This window comes from Marinactinospora thermotolerans DSM 45154, from assembly GCF_900167435.1.
Lineage (GTDB): Bacteria > Actinomycetota > Actinomycetes > Streptosporangiales > Streptosporangiaceae > Marinactinospora > Marinactinospora thermotolerans.
The window spans coordinates 135,540-152,595 of the sequence record NZ_FUWS01000010.1 but is presented as its reverse complement, the minus strand read 5'-3'; the positions used below and the strand labels follow the sequence as shown (position 1 = coordinate 152,595).

15 protein-coding genes are annotated in these 17,056 nt (G+C 73.8%); 8 read left to right on the top strand and 7 right to left on the bottom strand.

What is annotated here, in order from left to right; genetic code table 11:
• The first annotated feature begins 20 nt into the window (after positions 1 to 20).
• Positions 21 to 2,174: a RecQ family ATP-dependent DNA helicase gene (locus B5D66_RS18120; protein WP_078762953.1), complete on the top strand. Its 2,154-nt coding sequence runs from the start codon at positions 21 to 23 to the stop codon at positions 2,172 to 2,174.
• A 547-nt stretch (positions 2,175 to 2,721) separates the two neighbouring features.
• Here B5D66_RS18120 and B5D66_RS18115 read toward each other — a convergent pair.
• Entirely contained in the window at positions 2,722 to 3,609 is an 888-nt protein-coding gene (locus B5D66_RS18115; protein ID WP_078762952.1) for a sugar kinase, read from the bottom strand.
• Positions 3,610 to 3,835: 226 nt separating this feature from the next.
• Between B5D66_RS18115 and B5D66_RS18110 the strand changes: the two genes are divergently transcribed.
• The 6 genes from B5D66_RS18110 (at position 3,836) to B5D66_RS18085 (ending at position 10,763) form a co-directional block, all read left to right on the top strand.
• On the top strand, positions 3,836 to 6,562 hold the full coding sequence (locus tag B5D66_RS18110) for a bifunctional acetate--CoA ligase family protein/GNAT family N-acetyltransferase (protein ID WP_078762951.1): 2,727 nt from the start codon (positions 3,836 to 3,838) through the stop codon (positions 6,560 to 6,562).
• 327 nt (positions 6,563 to 6,889) lie between these two features.
• Positions 6,890 to 7,465, top strand: a complete 576-nt coding sequence (locus B5D66_RS18105) for a DUF5998 family protein (RefSeq protein WP_235001083.1) — start codon at positions 6,890 to 6,892, stop codon at positions 7,463 to 7,465.
• A gap of 35 nt (positions 7,466 to 7,500) precedes the next feature.
• A complete protein-coding gene (locus B5D66_RS18100) occupies positions 7,501 to 8,640 on the top strand; it encodes an alkaline phosphatase family protein (RefSeq protein ID WP_235001082.1) in 1,140 nt (379 codons plus the stop codon).
• 37 nt (positions 8,641 to 8,677) lie between these two features.
• Positions 8,678 to 9,148 (top strand): peroxiredoxin, encoded by a 471-nt coding sequence (locus B5D66_RS18095; protein ID WP_078762948.1) that lies wholly within the window; start codon positions 8,678 to 8,680, stop codon positions 9,146 to 9,148.
• A 96-nt stretch (positions 9,149 to 9,244) separates the two neighbouring features.
• Positions 9,245 to 10,030, top strand: a complete 786-nt coding sequence (locus B5D66_RS18090) for an enoyl-CoA hydratase-related protein (protein ID WP_078762947.1) — start codon at positions 9,245 to 9,247, stop codon at positions 10,028 to 10,030.
• A gap of 79 nt (positions 10,031 to 10,109) precedes the next feature.
• The gene (locus B5D66_RS18085; RefSeq protein WP_078763060.1) at positions 10,110 to 10,763 is read left to right on the top strand and encodes an MBL fold metallo-hydrolase; all 654 of its coding nucleotides are present in this window, start codon (positions 10,110 to 10,112) and stop codon (positions 10,761 to 10,763) included.
• A gap of 42 nt (positions 10,764 to 10,805) precedes the next feature.
• Here the strand turns inward: B5D66_RS18085 and B5D66_RS18080 are convergent, their stop codons facing one another.
• The 6 genes from B5D66_RS18080 to B5D66_RS18055 all read right to left on the bottom strand — a co-directional run bounded on the left by B5D66_RS18080 (position 10,806) and on the right by B5D66_RS18055 (position 16,332).
• On the bottom strand, positions 10,806 to 11,432 hold the full coding sequence (locus B5D66_RS18080) for a DUF4291 domain-containing protein (RefSeq protein ID WP_078763059.1): 627 nt from the start codon (positions 11,430 to 11,432) through the stop codon (positions 10,806 to 10,808).
• A gap of 35 nt (positions 11,433 to 11,467) precedes the next feature.
• Positions 11,468 to 11,875, bottom strand: coding sequence for a DUF5709 domain-containing protein (locus tag B5D66_RS18075; protein ID WP_078762946.1), 408 nt, complete (start codon positions 11,873 to 11,875; stop codon positions 11,468 to 11,470).
• Between the two features lie 51 nt (positions 11,876 to 11,926).
• A complete protein-coding gene (locus tag B5D66_RS18070; RefSeq protein WP_078762945.1) occupies positions 11,927 to 12,379 on the bottom strand; it encodes a DUF2203 domain-containing protein in 453 nt (150 codons plus the stop codon).
• A gap of 56 nt (positions 12,380 to 12,435) precedes the next feature.
• Positions 12,436 to 15,042 carry a CHAT domain-containing protein gene (locus B5D66_RS26350; RefSeq protein WP_078762944.1) on the bottom strand — a complete coding sequence of 869 codons (2,607 nt, stop codon included), beginning with the start codon at positions 15,040 to 15,042 and terminating at the stop codon, positions 12,436 to 12,438.
• 171 nt (positions 15,043 to 15,213) lie between these two features.
• Positions 15,214 to 15,687, bottom strand: a complete 474-nt coding sequence (locus B5D66_RS18060) for a hypothetical protein (protein WP_078762943.1) — start codon at positions 15,685 to 15,687, stop codon at positions 15,214 to 15,216.
• Positions 15,688 to 15,774: 87 nt separating this feature from the next.
• Entirely contained in the window at positions 15,775 to 16,332 is a 558-nt protein-coding gene (locus B5D66_RS18055; protein WP_235001081.1) for an RNA polymerase sigma factor, read from the bottom strand.
• 219 nt (positions 16,333 to 16,551) lie between these two features.
• On the opposite strand from B5D66_RS18055, the gene B5D66_RS18050 reads away from it, so the two are divergent.
• Complete coding sequence (locus B5D66_RS18050; RefSeq protein ID WP_200813699.1) at positions 16,552 to 17,046, top strand: DUF3145 domain-containing protein; 495 nt, start codon at positions 16,552 to 16,554, stop codon at positions 17,044 to 17,046.
• Positions 17,047 to 17,056: the final 10 nt, after the last annotated feature.

The following is a 17,056-nucleotide window of genomic DNA, read 5'->3' as shown; positions in this document are numbered from 1 at the left end:
GCTCTGATAGCAAGGAGGACATGGTGACTTCAGCACCGTCCGAAACCGCGGCCCCGGCCTCGGACGAATCGGCCCTGCGCGAGGCGGCCGAGCGCCACCTCCGCGCGCTCGCCGGCCCGTCCGCCCGGCTGCGCGAGGACCAGTGGCGGGCCATCCACGCCCTTGTCGCCGAACGGCGCCGGGCCCTCGTCGTGCAGCGCACCGGGTGGGGCAAGTCGGCGGTCTACTTCGTGGCCACCGCGCTGCGCCGGGCCGAGGGGGCGGGCCCGACCGTCATCATCTCGCCGTTGCTCGCCCTGATGCGCAACCAGATCGCCGCGGCCGAACGGGCCGGGATCTCGGCCCGTACCATCAACAGCGCCAACCTCGACGAGTGGGAGCGGATCTACGCCGACATCGCGGCCGGCTCCGTGGACGTGCTGCTGGTCAGTCCCGAGCGGCTCAACAACCCCGACTTCCGCGACCAGGTCCTCCCCCGTCTCGCCGAGGGCGCCGGCCTGGTCGTCGTGGACGAGGCCCACTGCGTCTCCGACTGGGGGCACGACTTCCGCCCCGACTACCGGCGCATCCGCACGCTGCTGGCCGGGCTTCCGCGGGGCGTTCCGGTCCTCGCCACCACGGCCACGGCCAACGAGCGCGTCACCCGCGACGTCGCCGAACAGCTCGACATCGGCGACGGCGCGGGGACCCTGGTGCTGCGCGGCGCCCTCGACCGCGAGAGCCTGCGGCTGGCGGTGGTACGGCTTCCCGACAGCACCGCGCGGCTGAGCTGGCTGGCCCAGCACCTGGGCGAACTGCCCGGCTCCGGCATCGTCTACACGCTGACCGTCGCCGCGGCCGTGGAGACCGCGGCCTTCCTTGGTGAACGCGGTTACGACGTGCGCGCCTACACCGGGCAGACCGACCCCGAGGAACGCCGCAGGGCCGAGGACGACCTGCTCGCCAACCGCACCAAGGCGCTGGTGGCCACCAGCGCCCTGGGGATGGGGTTCGACAAACCCGACCTCGGATTCGTCGTCCACCTCGGCGCGCCCCAGTCGCCCATCTCCTACTACCAGCAGGTGGGCCGGGCGGGCCGTGGCGTCGAGCGCGCCGAGGCCATCCTGCTCCCCGGCCGCGAGGACCGCGAGATCTGGGCCTATTTCGCCAGTCTCGCCTTCCCGCCGGAGGAGATCGTGCGCCGCACCCTCGACGCCCTCGCCGAGGCGGACGGCCCGGTGTCGTTGCCGCGGCTGGAGGCCCGCGTCGACCTGGGCCGCAGCCGGCTGGAGCAGATGCTCAAGGTGCTCGACGTCGACGGCGCGGTGCGCCGGGTCCGTGGTGGCTGGACCGCCACCGGACGTCCCTGGAGCTACGACGCCGACCGTTACGCCGCGGTCGCCGCGGCGCGCGAGATCGAGCAGCGGGCGATGCTCGACTACGCCGACACCACCGGGTGCCGGATGGAGTTCCTGCGCCGTCAGCTCGACGACGCCGACGCGGGGCCCTGCGGCCGGTGCGACAACTGCACGGGGGGCCGCTGGCCCGTGGACGTCGATCCCGCGCAGCGGCAGGCCGCGGCCGAGCATCTGGATCGTCCCGGTACCGTCATCTCCCCCCGCAAGCAGTGGCCCACCGGCATGGACGCGCTGGGGGTCGGCCTTTCCGGCAACATCCGCCCCGAGCACCGAGCGGAGGAGGGACGCGCCCTCGCCCGCCTGACCGACATCGGCTGGGGGACCACCCTGCGCCGTCTCCTCGCCGAGGAGGCCCCAGACGAACCGGTCGCGGATCGGGTGTTCCAGGGGCTCGTCCGGGTTCTGGCGGCCTGGCCGTGGCAACAGCGGCCGGTCGGCGTCGTCGCCATGCCCTCACGCGGCAGGCCGGTCATGATCACCGACCTCGCCGCGCGGATCGCGCGGGTCGGCCGGCTGGCCCCGCTGGGGACGCTCGCATACACCGGGCCCGACGGCCCCGGGGCGCGCCGTCACAACAGCGCCCAGCGGCTCGCCTCGGTGTGGCACGCGCTCACCGTGCCCGACCCCCTGCGCGCGGCCCTGGCCGGGGTCGACGGGCCGGTTCTGCTGGTCGACGACTTCACCGACACCGGGTGGAGCCTGACCGTGGCGGCCCGGCTGCTGCGTGAGGCCGGCTCGGGCCCGGTCCTGCCCCTGACCCTGGCCTCCCGGTCCTGAGCCGTCAGGGCGCGTTCTCCGGCCGGGAGGGCGCCGAGTGAGGATGTTCGACGGCCCCCTCCGGTGACCTCGTGTGGCCCGCATCGATGGGCGGCGCGGGAGGAGATCGGGAGGGGCCTTCCCGGTTCGCGTCCGCCACCGCCTCGTCTCGCGCAAGGCGAGGCGGCGTCGCCTCGTGGCCCCGGCCGCCGGCGCGTGGTCGCGGGAGGCGCCGGATGGGTGGTCTGGGGGGCGATCGGTGTCCGCGCGCCGAAGGGCGCGCCCGGCCGCTCCCTCGGACGTCGGCCGACCGGCGTGTTCGCCCGACCGCGCGGAGCAGCGGGGACGGGGATGGGAACGTCGGGCGGCGCGCGGGATCCCGGTCCGGGGGAGCTCGGCGAGGCCGCTGCCATCGTCCCGCCGAGGAGGAGGCGCGGACCCGCGGGGCCGAGCCCGTCCGGAGGTCCCGAACCTGAGGAGGGGCACGACCGGAGGGTCCGCCCCGGACCCGTGGCGGGTTTCGGGGCCCACGGAGGGGAGGCGGACCCCGCGCCGGTCCGCGACGGGGTCAGCCGAGGTCGGGGCGGGCTCCCGGCTGGTGGAGGGCACGCGCGGCCAGGCGCTGCGCGGAGGCCAGCGCGTCCCTGGGGTGCTTGCCGGCCAGCCACGGTGGGAGGAAGCCGGCGATGAAGGCGTCGCCCGCGCCGATCGACCCGGGAGAGGGCTCGACGGGCTCGGCGGGGAGCACGATGATGTCGTCCCGGTTCCGCGACGCCCACAGGGCGCCCGCGTCACCGAGCTTGATCACCACGTTGGGGTACCAGGCGATGAGGACCTTGGCCGCGGCCTCGGCCTCCTCCCGCCCGGTGAGCACGGTGGCCTGCTCCTTGTTGGCGAACAGCAGCCGCGCGTCCGTGGTCCACTCCAGGAAGTCCTCGGCGCCGGCGCGCTCCAGCGGGGCGTGGGAGCCGCCGTCCACCGAGATGGACATGCCCGTGGACCTGGCCATGCGCAGCGCCGCGCGCGCGGCGCGCCGGGACCCCTCGTTGAGGAGGGTGTAGCCGGACAGGTGCAGATGACCGTCGGGCCCGAACACGTCGCGGGGGAGGTCCTCGGGCTGGAGCGCGGCGTTGGCGCCGGGGTCGCTCAGCATCGTGCGGTCGCCGCGGTGGGTGATCATCACCACGCAGGTGCCGGTGGGACGCTCGGGGTCCATGACCATGCGCGCGTCGATGCCGTACCCCATGAGCTCCATCTCGCGGGTACGGCCGGTGATGTCGGAGCCGCGCCGGCCGACGAGCGTGGTGTCGGTCCCCTCGACGGCGAGCCAGGCGGCCACGTTGGCGCCGGATCCGCCGCCGTACATGATCACCGAGGCGGGGGTGTCACTTCCTCTGGCCAATGGGTGGAAAGCCCGCGCGACAGCGTCGGTCATCAGATCGCCGATCACGACCACTCGCGTCATACCGTCACCGCCTTGCCGACCGAGCTGCGAGCCTGCCCCGCCCTGTTTTTCGAATGCGCTCCTGACGTTAACAGGTCCTGGGGAGACCGTGGGTAACGAAGTGACGGAGGGGAAGGTGAGATCGGTCCAACGGAAGCGTCACTACTTCTGTCCGAAACGCCCGAATCGCCGGCGTGCTGCCTCCAGCGCGTAGGAAAACTCGTTTACTCTCAAAACCGTGCAGCCTTACCCGAAACACTGGGAAGCCGACGTCGTCCTCACCGATGGCGGTACCGCGCATATCCGTCCCATCACCCCCCAGGACGCCGGCCTGCTCCAGGAGTTCCACTCCCGCCTGTCACCCGAGACCATCTACTACCGGTTTTTCGCGCCCTATCCGAAACTGTCGCGACGCGATGTCGAACGGTTCACCACGGTGGACTACGAGGACCGGGTGGCCCTGATCGCGACCATCGGCGATCCCATGGTCGCGGTGGTCCGCTACGACAAGGTGGGGCCCGACGAGGCGGAGGTCGCCTTCGTCGTCGAGGACGCCCACCAGGGGCGCGGTCTGGCCTCGGTACTGCTGGAGCACATCGGTGAGGCCGCGCGCGAGCGCGGGGTGCGCCGCTTCATCGCCGATGTCCTCCCGGAGAACCGGCGCATGATCAACGTCTTCCGGGAAGCCGGATACACGGCCCAGCAGACCTTCGACGAAGGCGTCATCCGGCTCACCCTCGACCTGGAGCCCACCGAGGAGTCCCGCGAGGTCATGCGCGCGAGGGAACAGCGCGCGGAGTCCCGGTCCATCGCACGGCTGCTCTTCCCGGAGTCGGTCGCGGTGATCGGCGCCAGCCGTACCGCCCACACCATCGGGCAGACCGCCCTGCGCAACCTCATCGCCGGCGACTTCCGCGGCCCGGTCTTCCCCGTGCACCCCGAGGCCAAGGCCGTGGCGGGCGTGCGCGCCTACCCCAGTGTCCTCGACATCCCCGACCCGGTGGACCTCGCGGTCGTCGCGGTACGCGCCGACATGGTCGCCGACGTCGTGGACCAGTGCGCCCGCAAGGGGGTGCACGGTCTGGTCGTGGTCAGCTCCGGCTTCGGCGAGGCCGGACCCGAGGGACGGGCCCGCCAGGACGAACTGGTGCTGACCGCGCGTGCCGCGGGGATGCGCGTCGTCGGCCCCAACTGCCTGGGGATCGCCAACACCGACCCCGCGGTCTCGCTCAACGCCACGCTCTCACCCGACGTGCCCCCGCGCGGCCCCATCGGCTTCTTCTCCCAGTCGGGCGCGCTCGGCCGGGCGATCCTGCAACGGGTGGCCCAGCGTGGCATGGGCCTGTCGACCTTCGTCTCCGCGGGCAACCGCGCCGACGTCTCGGGCAACGACCTCATGCAGTACTGGGAGGAGGATCCCGCCACCGAGGTGGTCCTCCAGTACCTGGAGTCGCTGGGCAACCCGCGCAAGTTCACCCGGCTGGCCCGCCGGCTGGCCCGGCACAAACCGGTCGTCGCCGTGCGCAGTGGCGGATCCTCCCAGGGGGTTCCCACCGGGCACGCCGCCAACGCCCTCGCGCTGCCGGACTACGCGGTCACCTCTCTGTTCCAGCAGGCCGGCGTGGTGCGGGTCGACGACATCACGCAGATGTTCGACGTCGCCCAACTGTTCGCCTACCAGCCGCTTCCCGCGGGGCCGCGGGTCGGCATCCTCGGTAACTCCGACTCCCTCGGCCTGCTCGTCAAGGACGCCTGCGTACGCTCCGGCCTGCGCCCCCACGATCCGGTCGACCTCGGCCCGACCGCCACCGCCGAGGACTTCGACGCGGCGCTCGGCGCCGCGCTGGCCGACGATTCGGTCCACTCGGTCGTGGTGGTGTTCATCCCCGCCCTGAACCCGATCTCCGACGACGTGGCCGAGGTCCTGCGGACCCGGGCGGCCACCGCGTCCAAGCCGATCGTGACCACCTACCTGGGCTACCAGGGGCTGCCCGAAGAGCTGCGTCGGGTCGGTCCCGACGGGGAGACCATCCGCGGGTCGATCCCCTCCTACCCGGCGCCCGAGGACGCGGTGCGCGCGCTGGCCCACGCCACCCGCTACGCGATGTGGCGCGAACGCGACCTCGGCCGCCACCCGGAGCTGGCCGACATCGACCGGGCCGCGGCGCGGGAACTGATCAGCGAGGCGCTGGCCGACGCCGAGGTGTCCGGCGAGCCGTCCCACTCGGTCTGGTTCACCAGTGAGCCGGTGCACGACGAGGAGAGCGCGGTCGCGCCCGAGATCGCCCGGCGGCTGCTGGCCTGCTATGGCATCGACGTCTGGCGCGACATCCCGGTGGCCTCCGCGGCCGAGGCGGTCGCCGCGGCCGAGGAACTGGGGTATCCGGTGGTCGTCAAGGCCAACGCCCCCGATCTGCGGCTGCGTTCGGGCGGCGGTGGGATCCGGGCGGATCTGCACACCGCCGAGGACGTGCGCGGGGCCTACACCGCGTTGCACGACCGTCTCGGCGAGGAGGCGATGCTGGTCGTCCAGCGGATGGCCGTCCTGCCGGGGGTGCCCACGGTGGTACGGGCGGGGGAGAACCCCTCGTTCGGTTCGGTGGTCGCCTTCGGACTCGCCGACGCCACCGCCGAACTGCTGGACGACCGGGCCTACCGTCTCGCCCCGCTCACCGACTCCGACGCCGCCGACCTGGTCCGCGCCGTCCGTTCCTCGGCCCTGCTGTTCGGGCTTCCCGCGGGCGCCTCGTCCCTGGCCGACCAGCCCGACGTCGACGCGCTGGAGGACCTGCTGGTGCGGGTGTCACGCCTGGTCGACGCGCTGCCCGAGGTCGCCCACGTCGACTTGGACCCGGTCGTCGTCAACGCCAGCGGCGCCCACGTGCTGGGGGCGCGCGTCTGGCTGCGCGAGGCCCCCGAGGTCCGCCTCGACTATGGCCCGCGGCGGTTGCGCGTTCCCTTCTGAGGGCGTGCGGCCCGCGCCCCACGGCGCGGGCCGCCCTCACGCCGGTTCCGGCTGGGGCTCGGGCTCCGGTGGCGGCGCCGGCGGTTCGGGGGGAAGGGGACTGGGCTCCGGCGGCACCGGGTCGGGGCCGGGCATGGGCGGTCCCGGGGGCTGGGGGGTCGGTATCGGTGGGACGGTCATCACATACATAATCGACCCCTACCCGCCCGCCCGGCCGCTATCCGTGCTCCCGCGTCCCTCCCTTGAGCCTCCTCCGCCCGGGTCGTCGTCCGGGTGCGTGCGGTCATCAGGAGAGGGCAGGATGGGGGCATGAGGAAAACGCGTGCTGTGTCCACTGACTGGCGCTCGGAGATCGAGCGCAGTGGGTACTACCCCGGGCTCGTGGCCGACGCCGTGGCCACCACCCTCGGCACTGAGACCGCCGAAGCCTTCGTGGTCCACCACGAGGCCACGTTCGACCCCGGAATGGAAGTGCGGCGGCACATCACCGTCCTGCTGCTCACGCCCACCCGCCTGGTCGTCTGCCACACCGACGAGCACCCGCCCGCGGGCCCGGGTGAGCGCCCGCACGCCTCCACGACCACCGACGCCATCAAGCTCGGCAACATCCAGTCCGTCGCGCTCACCCGCGTCGTGCCCGACCCCGCCGCCTACGTGCCGGGCACCCCGCCCAGCGAGGTCGTCTTGAGCATCAACCTCGCGGTCAACTGGGGGGCCATCGCCCACATCGATCTCGAACCCGCCGCGTGCGCCGACGAGTCGTGCGACCTCGACCACGGTTACACCGGCGCGATCACCGCCGAGCCGCTGACCCTGCGCGTCAGCCAGGCCGCTGACGGAGCCGACGCCGTCGCCAACCTGCTCGGGTTCGCCCGCGCGCTGACCGAGGCCACCACCGGCTGACGTCCCGCCCTCTCGCAACGACCCAGGAGAACCCCGTGTCCCCCGCCCCCGCCGTCTTCGACACACCCCGCTACGGTGCGGCGTCCCTGGCCGACCTCGCCCCCTCCGTGCTGGCCTCCCTCGGCGTCCCGGGGGAACCCAACGTGCTCGGCCTCGTCCCGTCCCGGCGCGCGTGCGTGCTCCTCGTCGACGGCATGGGCTGGGAGGCACTGCGCGCCAACCGGGAGCACGCCCCCTTCCTGGCGTCGCTGCTGGAGGGCGGCGGGCCGTTGACGGCGGGTTTCCCCACCACCACGGCGACCAGTCTCACCTCCTTCGGCACCGGCGCCGCGCCCGGCCACCACGGCATCCTGGGCTACCAGGTCGCCGTGCCCGGCCACGACCGCGTCATGAACTCGCTGAGCTGGGACCCCGGGATCGAGCCGGAGGAGTGGCAGCCCCGGCGGACCGTCTACCAAAGGGCCGAGGCCGCAGGGGTGCACGCCTCTTATGTGGCGGCGGGGATGTTCGAAGGGAGCGGCTTCAGCCGCGCCTCGGCACGGGGCAGCCGCTACGTCGCGGCCGACGGGATCACCGCGCTCCTGGCGCAGGCCGAGGCGCAGCTGCACGCGGCCCAACGCTGTTTCGTGTTCGTCTACCACAGCGCGCTGGACTCCAACGGCCACCACTACGGGGTCGACTCCTCGCACTGGCGCCACCACCTCGCGCTGGTCGACCGGTTCGCCGAACGGCTCGCCGCGGTGCTGCCGCCCGACGCCGCCCTGTACATCACCGCCGACCACGGCATGGTCGACATCGGCGCGGACGCCCGCGTCGACGTGGAGAGCGATCCGGAGCTGAACGCCGGGGTGCGCGTGCTGGCGGGCGAGGCCCGGGCCCGTCAGGTCTACACGCGCCCCGGCGCCACCCCGGACGTCCTCGCCGCCTGGCGGGAGCGCCTGGAGGGACGGGCGGTGGTGGTCAGCCGTGAGGAGGCGATCGCCGAAGGCTGGTTCGGACCGGTCGGCGAGGAGTTCCTGCCCCGCATCGGCGACGTGCTGGCCCTCGCGCACGGCGACACCGCGCTGGTCGCGCCGGAGGCGGAGCGGATCGAGTCGGCGCTCGCCGGACACCACGGTTCGCTCACCCCGGCCGAACTGCGCGTCCCCCTGCTCCGCTTTTCGCCCGAGGGGTGAGCACCGACCACATTCGACGGCCCGAGGAGGACAAGGCGTGCATGTAGGCGACGAGGTACCCGACTTCGAGCTGCCCGACCAGGAGGGCAGGCCCCGCCGGCTCAGCGCCCTGCTGGCCGATGGGCCGGTGGTGCTGTTCTTCTATCCGGCCGCGATGACCCCCGGGTGCACGGCCGAGAGCTGCCACTTCCGCGACCTCGGCGCGGAGTTCGCCGCGCTGGGCGCCCAGCGGGTCGGTATCAGCGCGGATCCGGTCGACCGGCAGCTCCGGTTCGCCCAGGCCAACGGGTTCGACTATCCGCTGCTCTCCGACGCCGACGGCGAGGTGGCCGCCGCGCTGGGGGTGCGCCGGGGAGGGCCGATGGCGGTCGTGGCGCCGACACGCCGGCGCACGTTCGTGATCGACACCGACCGCCGGATCCTCGCCGTCATCAGCGGCGAGATCCGCATGCGGGCGCACGCCGACGGCGCGCTGGAGGCGCTGCGCAGGCGAAGGGGCGAGGGCTGAGCCCGAACCGACACGAGGCCCCGGGTGTACCCGGGCGGGGCGGAACGGGCAGGATCGGGTCAGCATCCCGGAATCCGACCGGAAAGGGGGCCCTTGATGTCGCAGGCCACCGAGCAACTGGTGCGCGGCACCCTCGACCGGGGCGTCATGACGCTCACCCTCGACTCCCCGCGCAACCGTAACGCCCTGTCGGCGCGGTTGCGCACCGAGCTCGCGGCGGGTCTGGCCGCGGCGATGGCCGATCCGGAGGTGCGCGCCGTCGTCCTCACCGCCACCGGCCCCGCCTTCTGCGCCGGGGCCGACCTCAAGGAGGTCGCCGCGGAACTCGCCGGACAGGCCCCCGCCGCCGACGCGCCGGGCATGCCCGAACTCTTCTCGGCGATCATGGACGCGCCCAAGCCCGTGGTCGCCAAGCTCAACGGCCCGGCGCGGGCCGGCGGTATCGGGCTGGTCGCGGCCGCCGACATCGCGATCGCCCCGCAGGACGCCACCTTCGCCTTCACCGAGGTGCGCATCGGCGTCGTCCCGGCGATCATCTCCGTCCCGGTCGCGCTCCGCATGCACGACCGGCAACTCAACCGCTACTTCCTCACCGGCGAGACCTTCGACGCCGCGACGGCCGCGGCCGCCGGTCTGATCACCGCGGCGGTGCCCACCGACCGGGTGGACGCCGAGACCGAGGCGGTCCTCGACGGACTGCGCCGGGGGGCGCCCCGCGCGCTGGCCCGCACCAAGGAGCTCCTCGGCGCCTCGGAGCGGGAGGAACGGCGCCGCCGCTTCGACGAGATGGGGCGGGTCTCCCGGGAGTTCTTCGCCAGCGAGGACGCGGCGGAGGGGCGGGCGGCCTTCTTCGAGAAGCGTCCGCCGCGCTGGGTTCCCTGACCCTCCTCCGCCGACCACGCGCCGGGCGGATCCGGCCTGTCCATGGCGTGCCCACGAGACGCCCACCACAATGGGGGACGTGAACTACTCCGGAGACACGCGGGTCGGCGGACCCGCCGACGTACGCGAACTGTCCGAGCTGACCATCAGCAAGCTCGCGGTGGGCCCGATGGACAACAACGCCTACCTGCTGCGTTGCCGACGCAGCTCTGAGGCGGTCCTCATCGACGCCGCCGACGAGGCCGATCGCCTCCTCGACCTCGTCGATGGGGCGGGACTCGACCGGATCATCACCACCCACCGCCACCAGGACCACTGGCGGGCGCTGGCCGAGGTGGCCGGGGCGACCGGCGCGCGCACGGTCGCCCACCCCCTCGACGGCGGGGAGCTGCCGGTCTCGGTCGACGAGCCGGTCGAACACGGCGCCCGCGTCAAGGTCGGGGAGTGCGAGCTGGAGGTCATCCACCTGCGCGGTCACACCCCCGGCTCGATCGCGCTGTGCTACGAGGACCCCCACGGGGGAACCCACCTGTTCACCGGCGACAGCCTCTTCCCCGGGGGAGTGGGCAAGACCTGGAGCGACGCGGACTTCCGGTCCCTGCTCGCCGACGTCGAGGAGCGGATCTTCGCCCGCTTCGACGACGACACCTGGGTCTACCCCGGCCACGGCCGCGACACCACGCTGGGCGCCGAGCGCCCCCACCTGGACGAATGGCGCGAACGGGGGTGGTGACCCCCGCCCCGGGAGGGTGGGGAGCCGTCCCGGGGCTCCGCGCTAGGCGTCGGCGGCCGAGGCGCGAACCGCCGCCGCGGCCTCGGGGGACAGGGGCAGCACACGCTCGTCGGGCAGGAGCGCGAGGGCCTGCTCACTTCGGCCGGCGTCCAGGAGCTCCCGCATCCGCAGGGCCCGCGCGGTGACGTCGGCGATGCCGGTGATCCACTCCCCGGTGTAGCGCCGGACGGCCTCACCCGACAGGCCCACCTGGATCGAGCGGTGCGCCAGCGGGGCGCCGCGCACGTCGCGTTCGGGGTCCCACTGGACGCGCACCGGGGAACGCCCCAGCGCCGCGCGCCACTCCTCGTGGGTGTCGTGCAGGGCGCGGTCGAAGTGACTCGGGCAGGAGTGGCGCAGCGCCCATTCGAAGCCCTCGCGCCGGATCCGCACGGCCAGGACCCGTTCCTGGCCGGGCTTGGCGGCGTAACCGCAGCGGTACATCATCCACAGGAAGGAGGGCTTGATCCAGGTCATCCGCTCGTGTTTGAACGGCGGGACGAAGGTCCCCGCGGCCAGGGCCGCGTCCGCGATCGGGGCGGGATAGGCCTGGTAGACGACGAGCGTGGTGTCGTCGTGGTCGGCGCGGACCTCGCGGGCGGCGGGGACTCGGGAGGGCGTGGCTCGCATGGCCTCCATCATCCCGAGGAGGACAAGCGGTTTTTTCAGGGGAGGTCGGGGTCCTCGCGTTCCCGCACCGCCTGTTCCTCGGCGCTGTAGGCCCCCCGGTCGAATCCCGCGTCCCCGGCCACCAGTTCGTCCTCGTCGTCCTCGCGGACCCCCTCGTCCTCGGCGACCAGGCGCTCGGCCGCGGGGTCGGCGTCGATGTCCCCCTCGGGGTCCGGGCGCGTCTCGCCGAAGTCGGGCTCCTCACGCGACAGCGCGACGTCGAGAGGTTCGCCGGCCTCCTTCTCGGTGCCGGTCGTCCCGAACTCGTCCATCGCCTGGGGGCGCTCGTTCGGCAGGATCAGGTCCTCGGTGCTGTCCTCCTGGGCGGGCAGGGCGTCGTTCTCCCAGTCCGCGGCGGTGTTGTTGATCGGTTCCGTGCGCTGATCCGGTTGCTTCTCGGTCATGGGGATCCCCTACCACCGCCTCGTGCGGTCATGCGCGGGACGGGCCGGTGATCAACTCGGCGGGGGATAGGCGCGCTCGGTCGGCGGAAGCGGACGACGGCCGGCGAAACCGAGGTCGATCCGGTGGTACCAGGCGATCTCGGTCTCGCCCTCGAGCCAGCACAGCCGTACGGGGGTCCCGCTGAGGAGGACGGGGAAGTCGAGGAGCAGGGGCGCCACCCCCTTGACCTCGATCCCCGCCTCGCCGAGCTCCGCGGGGATCTCGGCGAGGCGCGCCTCCAGCGCCTTCAACTCGGCCATCCCGCCCAGTGGGGACATGCCGCCGGTGTTCAGGTCGGCGGCGAGCTGGACGAGGTCCGCGCGGACGGCCACCAACTCGTCGGTCAGCTCGCGGACCCACGGTAGGAGCGCGTGCGCTTCGGCGGTGGAGAACAGCCGCCGAGCCCCGTCCCCGCCGCCCTGGTGGGGGACAGGGCCGGGGGTGTCGTCTTTGCTGTGACCCATGCCCGTACGCTATCCACTCCGACGCCGGGAGGGGGCGCAATCCAGCTCGTCGCAGGTCATCCGGCGCCAAAACAGACGAATCCCGCCTCGGAGAGGTGGTCGGCGACCGCCTGGGCCGGTGGCGTTCCGGCGAGAAGCGCGGCGTACAGGGCGGCCATGGACCGTCCGGCTCCCCTGTCGCGCACCGGCAGCATGCTTGCGATGACCGTCCGTCCGCCGCGCGCCAGCACGGTGCTCACCAACCCGAGGGGGACCCCGGTGGGGGAGGAGACCGACTGGCCCAACCCGCAGGAGGACAGGACCGTCAACCAGGGGAGGCGCGCCGGCCGCTCCATGTCGTAGGCGAACAACGGGCCGCCGTTCAGGAGGAGCCCCGAACGCATGGGCGCGTCCATCGGAACCATCCCGTGCGCGCCGAGGTGGGCGATGTCGGCGGCTCCCAGCTCGCGCAGCACGGCGTCGGCGGTCGCGGCCGCGCCGGAGAGCACGGTCGCCCCGGGCAGGAGCCGGGAGAGCGCGCGAATCTCGTCCTCGGCGCCGGCCAGCCCCGGTCCCGCCACGATGAGGGGGCGTCCCGGCGGGGACGGGGCCGGCCGCGATCGGCAGGCGAGCCAGGTCCGGGCGGAGGGGACGACGCTCACCGGGAGTCCGCGCAGACCCGGCAGCACCCCCCAGGGCAGGGCGTGGGCCTCGGGAGGGGGGACCACCACCAGGGGCCGGCCGCCGATCGCGTCGCCGATGGGGTCGACCAATAACCGTTGCACCAGGGCCGCCCGCGCCTCGGTGAGCGCGTCCGCGGCCGTGGAGGGGGTCACGACGCCCAGCCGCGCGGCGTGCAGCAGTTTGGCCACGGCGTCGGCGCGGTCGGGCGAGTCCGGCAGCCGGTGGGCGCGTACCCGACCCGCCACGAGGGTGATCGCCACGGGTCCCCTCCCGTCCTCCGCGTAGCGGACGAAGGCCCGCGAACCCAGCTCGCCGGCGAGCCGGGCCACCAGGGTGCCGGACGCCCAGGGGGAGGCGAGCGGGCGGGCGGCGCAGGCGGCGTGCCACCGGGCCAGGCCCAGCCTCAGGGAGAGCCGACCCAGTTCCCGGCGGGCCGAGACGTCCCCGGCCGTGGCCTGGTCGTGGGCCGAACGGTAGCGGTCCAGCAGGGCGGCCCAGCCGGTGTCGTGGCAACGGGAGTCGGGGGAGGAGGCCGGCCGCCACTCCAGGAACTCCAGCGCGGTGGCGGCGTCGCCGTCCTCCAGCGAGATCCGCGCCCCGAGCCCGGCCAGCTCGTGCCCGGCCGGCCGGGCGTGGGCCACCAGCTCGACATGGCCGCATCCGAGGGGAGGCCCGGCCTCCCGCGACAGGCCCCTCTCCAGCACCTGGCGTGCCACCTCGCGCCGGTCCTCGGCCAGCGCACGCAGCGCCGCGGCGTGAAAGGGACCGGGAGCCGGATCCCCGCCCAGCGGCGTGGTGGCGATCCGCAGCGCGAGCGCCCGGCCGGCGTCCGCCGTGGCCGGCAGGTCGCGGGGCCATTCCGGAGGCGGCGCCTCTGAGAGGACGGGACCGTCCCCATGGGTGTCCGGGCGCGGTCCGGACACCGCGGGTGCCTCCGTCCGCACCGCGTCGGCGGGCTGGGTTTGGCTCCGCAGGCCGGTGCGGCCGGTCGGCCCCGGACGGGGCGCGTGCGGCGTCCCGATACGCCGGGAGGGGGCGAAGCGCGCGGCCCACTCCACCTGACGGGCGATCCCGGCCCACGACGAATGGGGTGGGAACGCCTCGCGCACCCGCCGGGCGCGTTCCACCGCCGTGTCCCGGTCGCCCATGTTCAGGTGGACCTTGGCCTCCAGGAGGCGGCGAACGGCGAACTCGGAGTCGCGGTGTTCGGTCTCGCAGGACGCCGCCGCGCGGCGGATCAGCGTCGCGGCGTCGCGGAACAGCCCGGCCGCCACCAGCGCGTTGGCGCGGTCCAGCGCCAACGCGCCGAGCCGGCTGCCGGGCAGCAGGGGAGAGGCGGCGGCGAAGCGGTTCATCGCGGCGCCGACGTCCCCCCGGACGACCTCGACACAGCCGAGGTTGTGCAGGACGAGACCGCCCAGGTAGTCCAGCCCGTGTTCGCGGGTGAGCGCCAGGGCCTGCTCCAGGTCGTCGGCCGCGGCGGAGAGCCTCCCGGCGTGCATCAGCGCCAGTCCCCGGTTGCTCAGCAACCCGGACAGCAACCGTCCGTCGGGCCAGGAACGCATGTGGCGCGCCGCGGCGTCGAAGCTGTCGAGCGCGTCTGAGAACAGGCCCTGTTGGCAGGCGGCCACCCCACGGTTGAGCAGGGCCAGCGCGCGCGCCGAGGGGTCGGGGCGAGCGGCCCGGTCCAGCCGGAGGTCCAGACCGCGTCCGCCACCCCGCCGGGCCAGCAGGCCCAGCCGGGTGACGTGCGCCTGGGCGGCGAGGGCGCGCGCCCCCGAGCGGCGGGCGATCGTGACGGCCCGCAGGAGAGACCGCTGGGCCGCGGCGGGATCCCCCATCTCGTGCTGGGCCAGACCCAGGGCGCGCAGGGCGATCGAGTGGATCCGGGGATCGGCCTGTTCGGCCAGCAGCCGTGTGGCGTGCCGGTGGGCGCGCGCGGGATCGCGGCCCACCAACGCCACCACCCGCGTGACCTCGTCGTCGATCCGGAGAACCACTACGCCATCGCCTTTCCGTCGCCGGCGGACGTGCGGGAACGCGGCACAACGGTCGTCGTCGCCGACGGTCACGCGCCGCTCACAGTGATAACAGCTCGCCGTCCCGCCGGGGGAGGAAACGACGAGGAAAGGCGGCGTCCCGTGGGGCCGCGTCGCCGCCTCCGCTGTGGCTCACACGCCGATCCAGCGCGTGGCCACCGGCGGACCCGAGCCGAGATGACACAGCAGGCTCACCGGCCCCCCGGGAACACCGCGCACGACGAACGCGCCGGTCCCGTCGACGCCCTCGGTCCGCCGTCCGCGTGGCCAGCGGACGACGACGGAGACGGCGCGCGGGGGGTCGAACTGCCCGACCAGGTCGCGTCGGCTGTCCTGGGAGGTGACCTCGAGCCGGAGGAGCAGGTCGCCGACCCCGAAGGTCAGGTAGCGGGGGTCCAGGCCGAAGCCCACGGCATCGCGCAGGTCCTCAGGAGGGGTGTCCGCCGAGTCGTCGAGGACGTCGGCGAGCAGTTCGCCCGGACACAGCATCGCGTGAGCGGCGCGGGCGGCGGCGAGCACCTCCGCGGGCATGGGATCCACGACCGGCGGGTCGCCGCGCAGCGACGCGAAGAACCGCCGGTCGTCAATGGGCTCGTCCAGGGACATGCCTGGTCTTCCTTCCTGTGGACTCTGGTGCGCCGGTGGCGGGGGCCGCGCCCGCGTCCGCCGCCGCGCGCTGCCGGGGGCGCGGGGTCAGCCGTCCTCGCGGAGCAGACGTTGCAACCGGCGGCGGGTCCGCCGTCGGACGGTGCGCAGCCGGTCCAGGGGGACGCCCGTCACCCGGGACACCTCCTCGGCGGGCAGGTCGGGTTCGGTGACGGCCAACAGCGCCACGAGCCGGTCCGGCAGGTCCAGCCGGGCGATGGCGGCCCGGACACCGTGCGCCCCTTCGGCGGCGATGTGCAGCGACTCGGGGCTGCGGTGGTCGGGCTCGTCGAACAGGCCCGGATCATGGGGTGCGGTCCGCCGTAGGCGCTTCAGCTGGAGACGGCACTCGTTGTGCGCCGTCGTGGCCAGCCAGGCGCCGATGCTCGAGGGGTCGCGCAACCGGGAGAGATGCTGGGTGAGCGCGCACAGGACCGTCTGCGCGACGTCCTGGGCGTCGTGGTGGGAGAGGGGGTAGGACCTGATGACCACCCACAACCGGCCCGAGTAGCGCTCCAGCAGCCTCTCCCAGGCCTCGCGGTCCCCGTTCGCGGCCCGTTCCACCAGTTCCACGACGAACGCCGCTCCACCGGGCTGGTCACCCACCCGCACCCCCAGTAAAATCGCACATCCGGCAACGCGCGGGGCAACACGCTAACCGCTCACCGTGGCCGGCGCGTGGTTACCGCTGTTTTCGGCCGACGGAGACCCTGGTGCTGCTGATGCCCATGGGGCACAATAGAGTGAGGAGACTACCTATCACGGACATCTCCTCCGCGGATACGAGGGCGTCGGGGAAGCGCACTCGTTCGTATAGGAGGTTCGGTGTCCGCACGTGGCGTCTTGTACGTCCACTCCGCGCCGGCGGCGCTGTGCCCACACGTCGAGTGGGCGGTCGCCGGTGTAGTCGGCGTGCCTGTCAAACTCGACTGGGAGGCCCAGCCCGCGGCTCCCGGGTCCTACCGCGCCGAACTCAACTGGCAGGGTGCCCCGGGAACGTCCGGTGCCATCGCCTCGGCTCTCAACGGCTGGCAACGGCTGCGTTTCGAGATCACCGAGGAGGCCACCCCCGGATGTGACGGGGTGCGCTACAGCTACACCCCCACACTCGGCGTCTTCACGGCGGTGATCAGCGCCTCGGGCGAGGTCCTCGTTCCCGAAGCGCGGTTGCGCAACGCGATGGAGCGGGCGGCGGTCCAGCAGGTCGACCTCGCCGAGGAGCTCGACCGTCTCACCGGGCGGGCCTGGGACGACGAGCTGGAGCCCTTCCGCTACGCGGGCGACGGCGCCCCCGTCCGCTGGCTGCACGCCGCGGGGTGAGGGCCGGACG

Excerpts from the sequence above, each read along its gene's own strand:
- B5D66_RS18120 (WP_078762953.1), top strand. The coding sequence starts at position 21 with ATGGTGACTTCAGCACCGTCCGAAACCGCGGCCCCGGCCTCGGACGAA.
- B5D66_RS18090 (WP_078762947.1), top strand. The coding sequence starts at position 9,245 with ATGTCGCAGGCCACCGAGCAACTGGTGCGCGGCACCCTCGACCGGGGC.
- B5D66_RS18080 (WP_078763059.1), bottom strand. The coding sequence starts at position 11,432 with ATGCGAGCCACGCCCTCCCGAGTCCCCGCCGCCCGCGAGGTCCGCGCC.
- B5D66_RS18075 (WP_078762946.1), bottom strand. The coding sequence starts at position 11,875 with ATGACCGAGAAGCAACCGGATCAGCGCACGGAACCGATCAACAACACC.
- B5D66_RS18070 (WP_078762945.1), bottom strand. The coding sequence starts at position 12,379 with ATGGGTCACAGCAAAGACGACACCCCCGGCCCTGTCCCCCACCAGGGC.
- B5D66_RS18060 (WP_078762943.1), bottom strand. The coding sequence starts at position 15,687 with ATGTCCCTGGACGAGCCCATTGACGACCGGCGGTTCTTCGCGTCGCTG.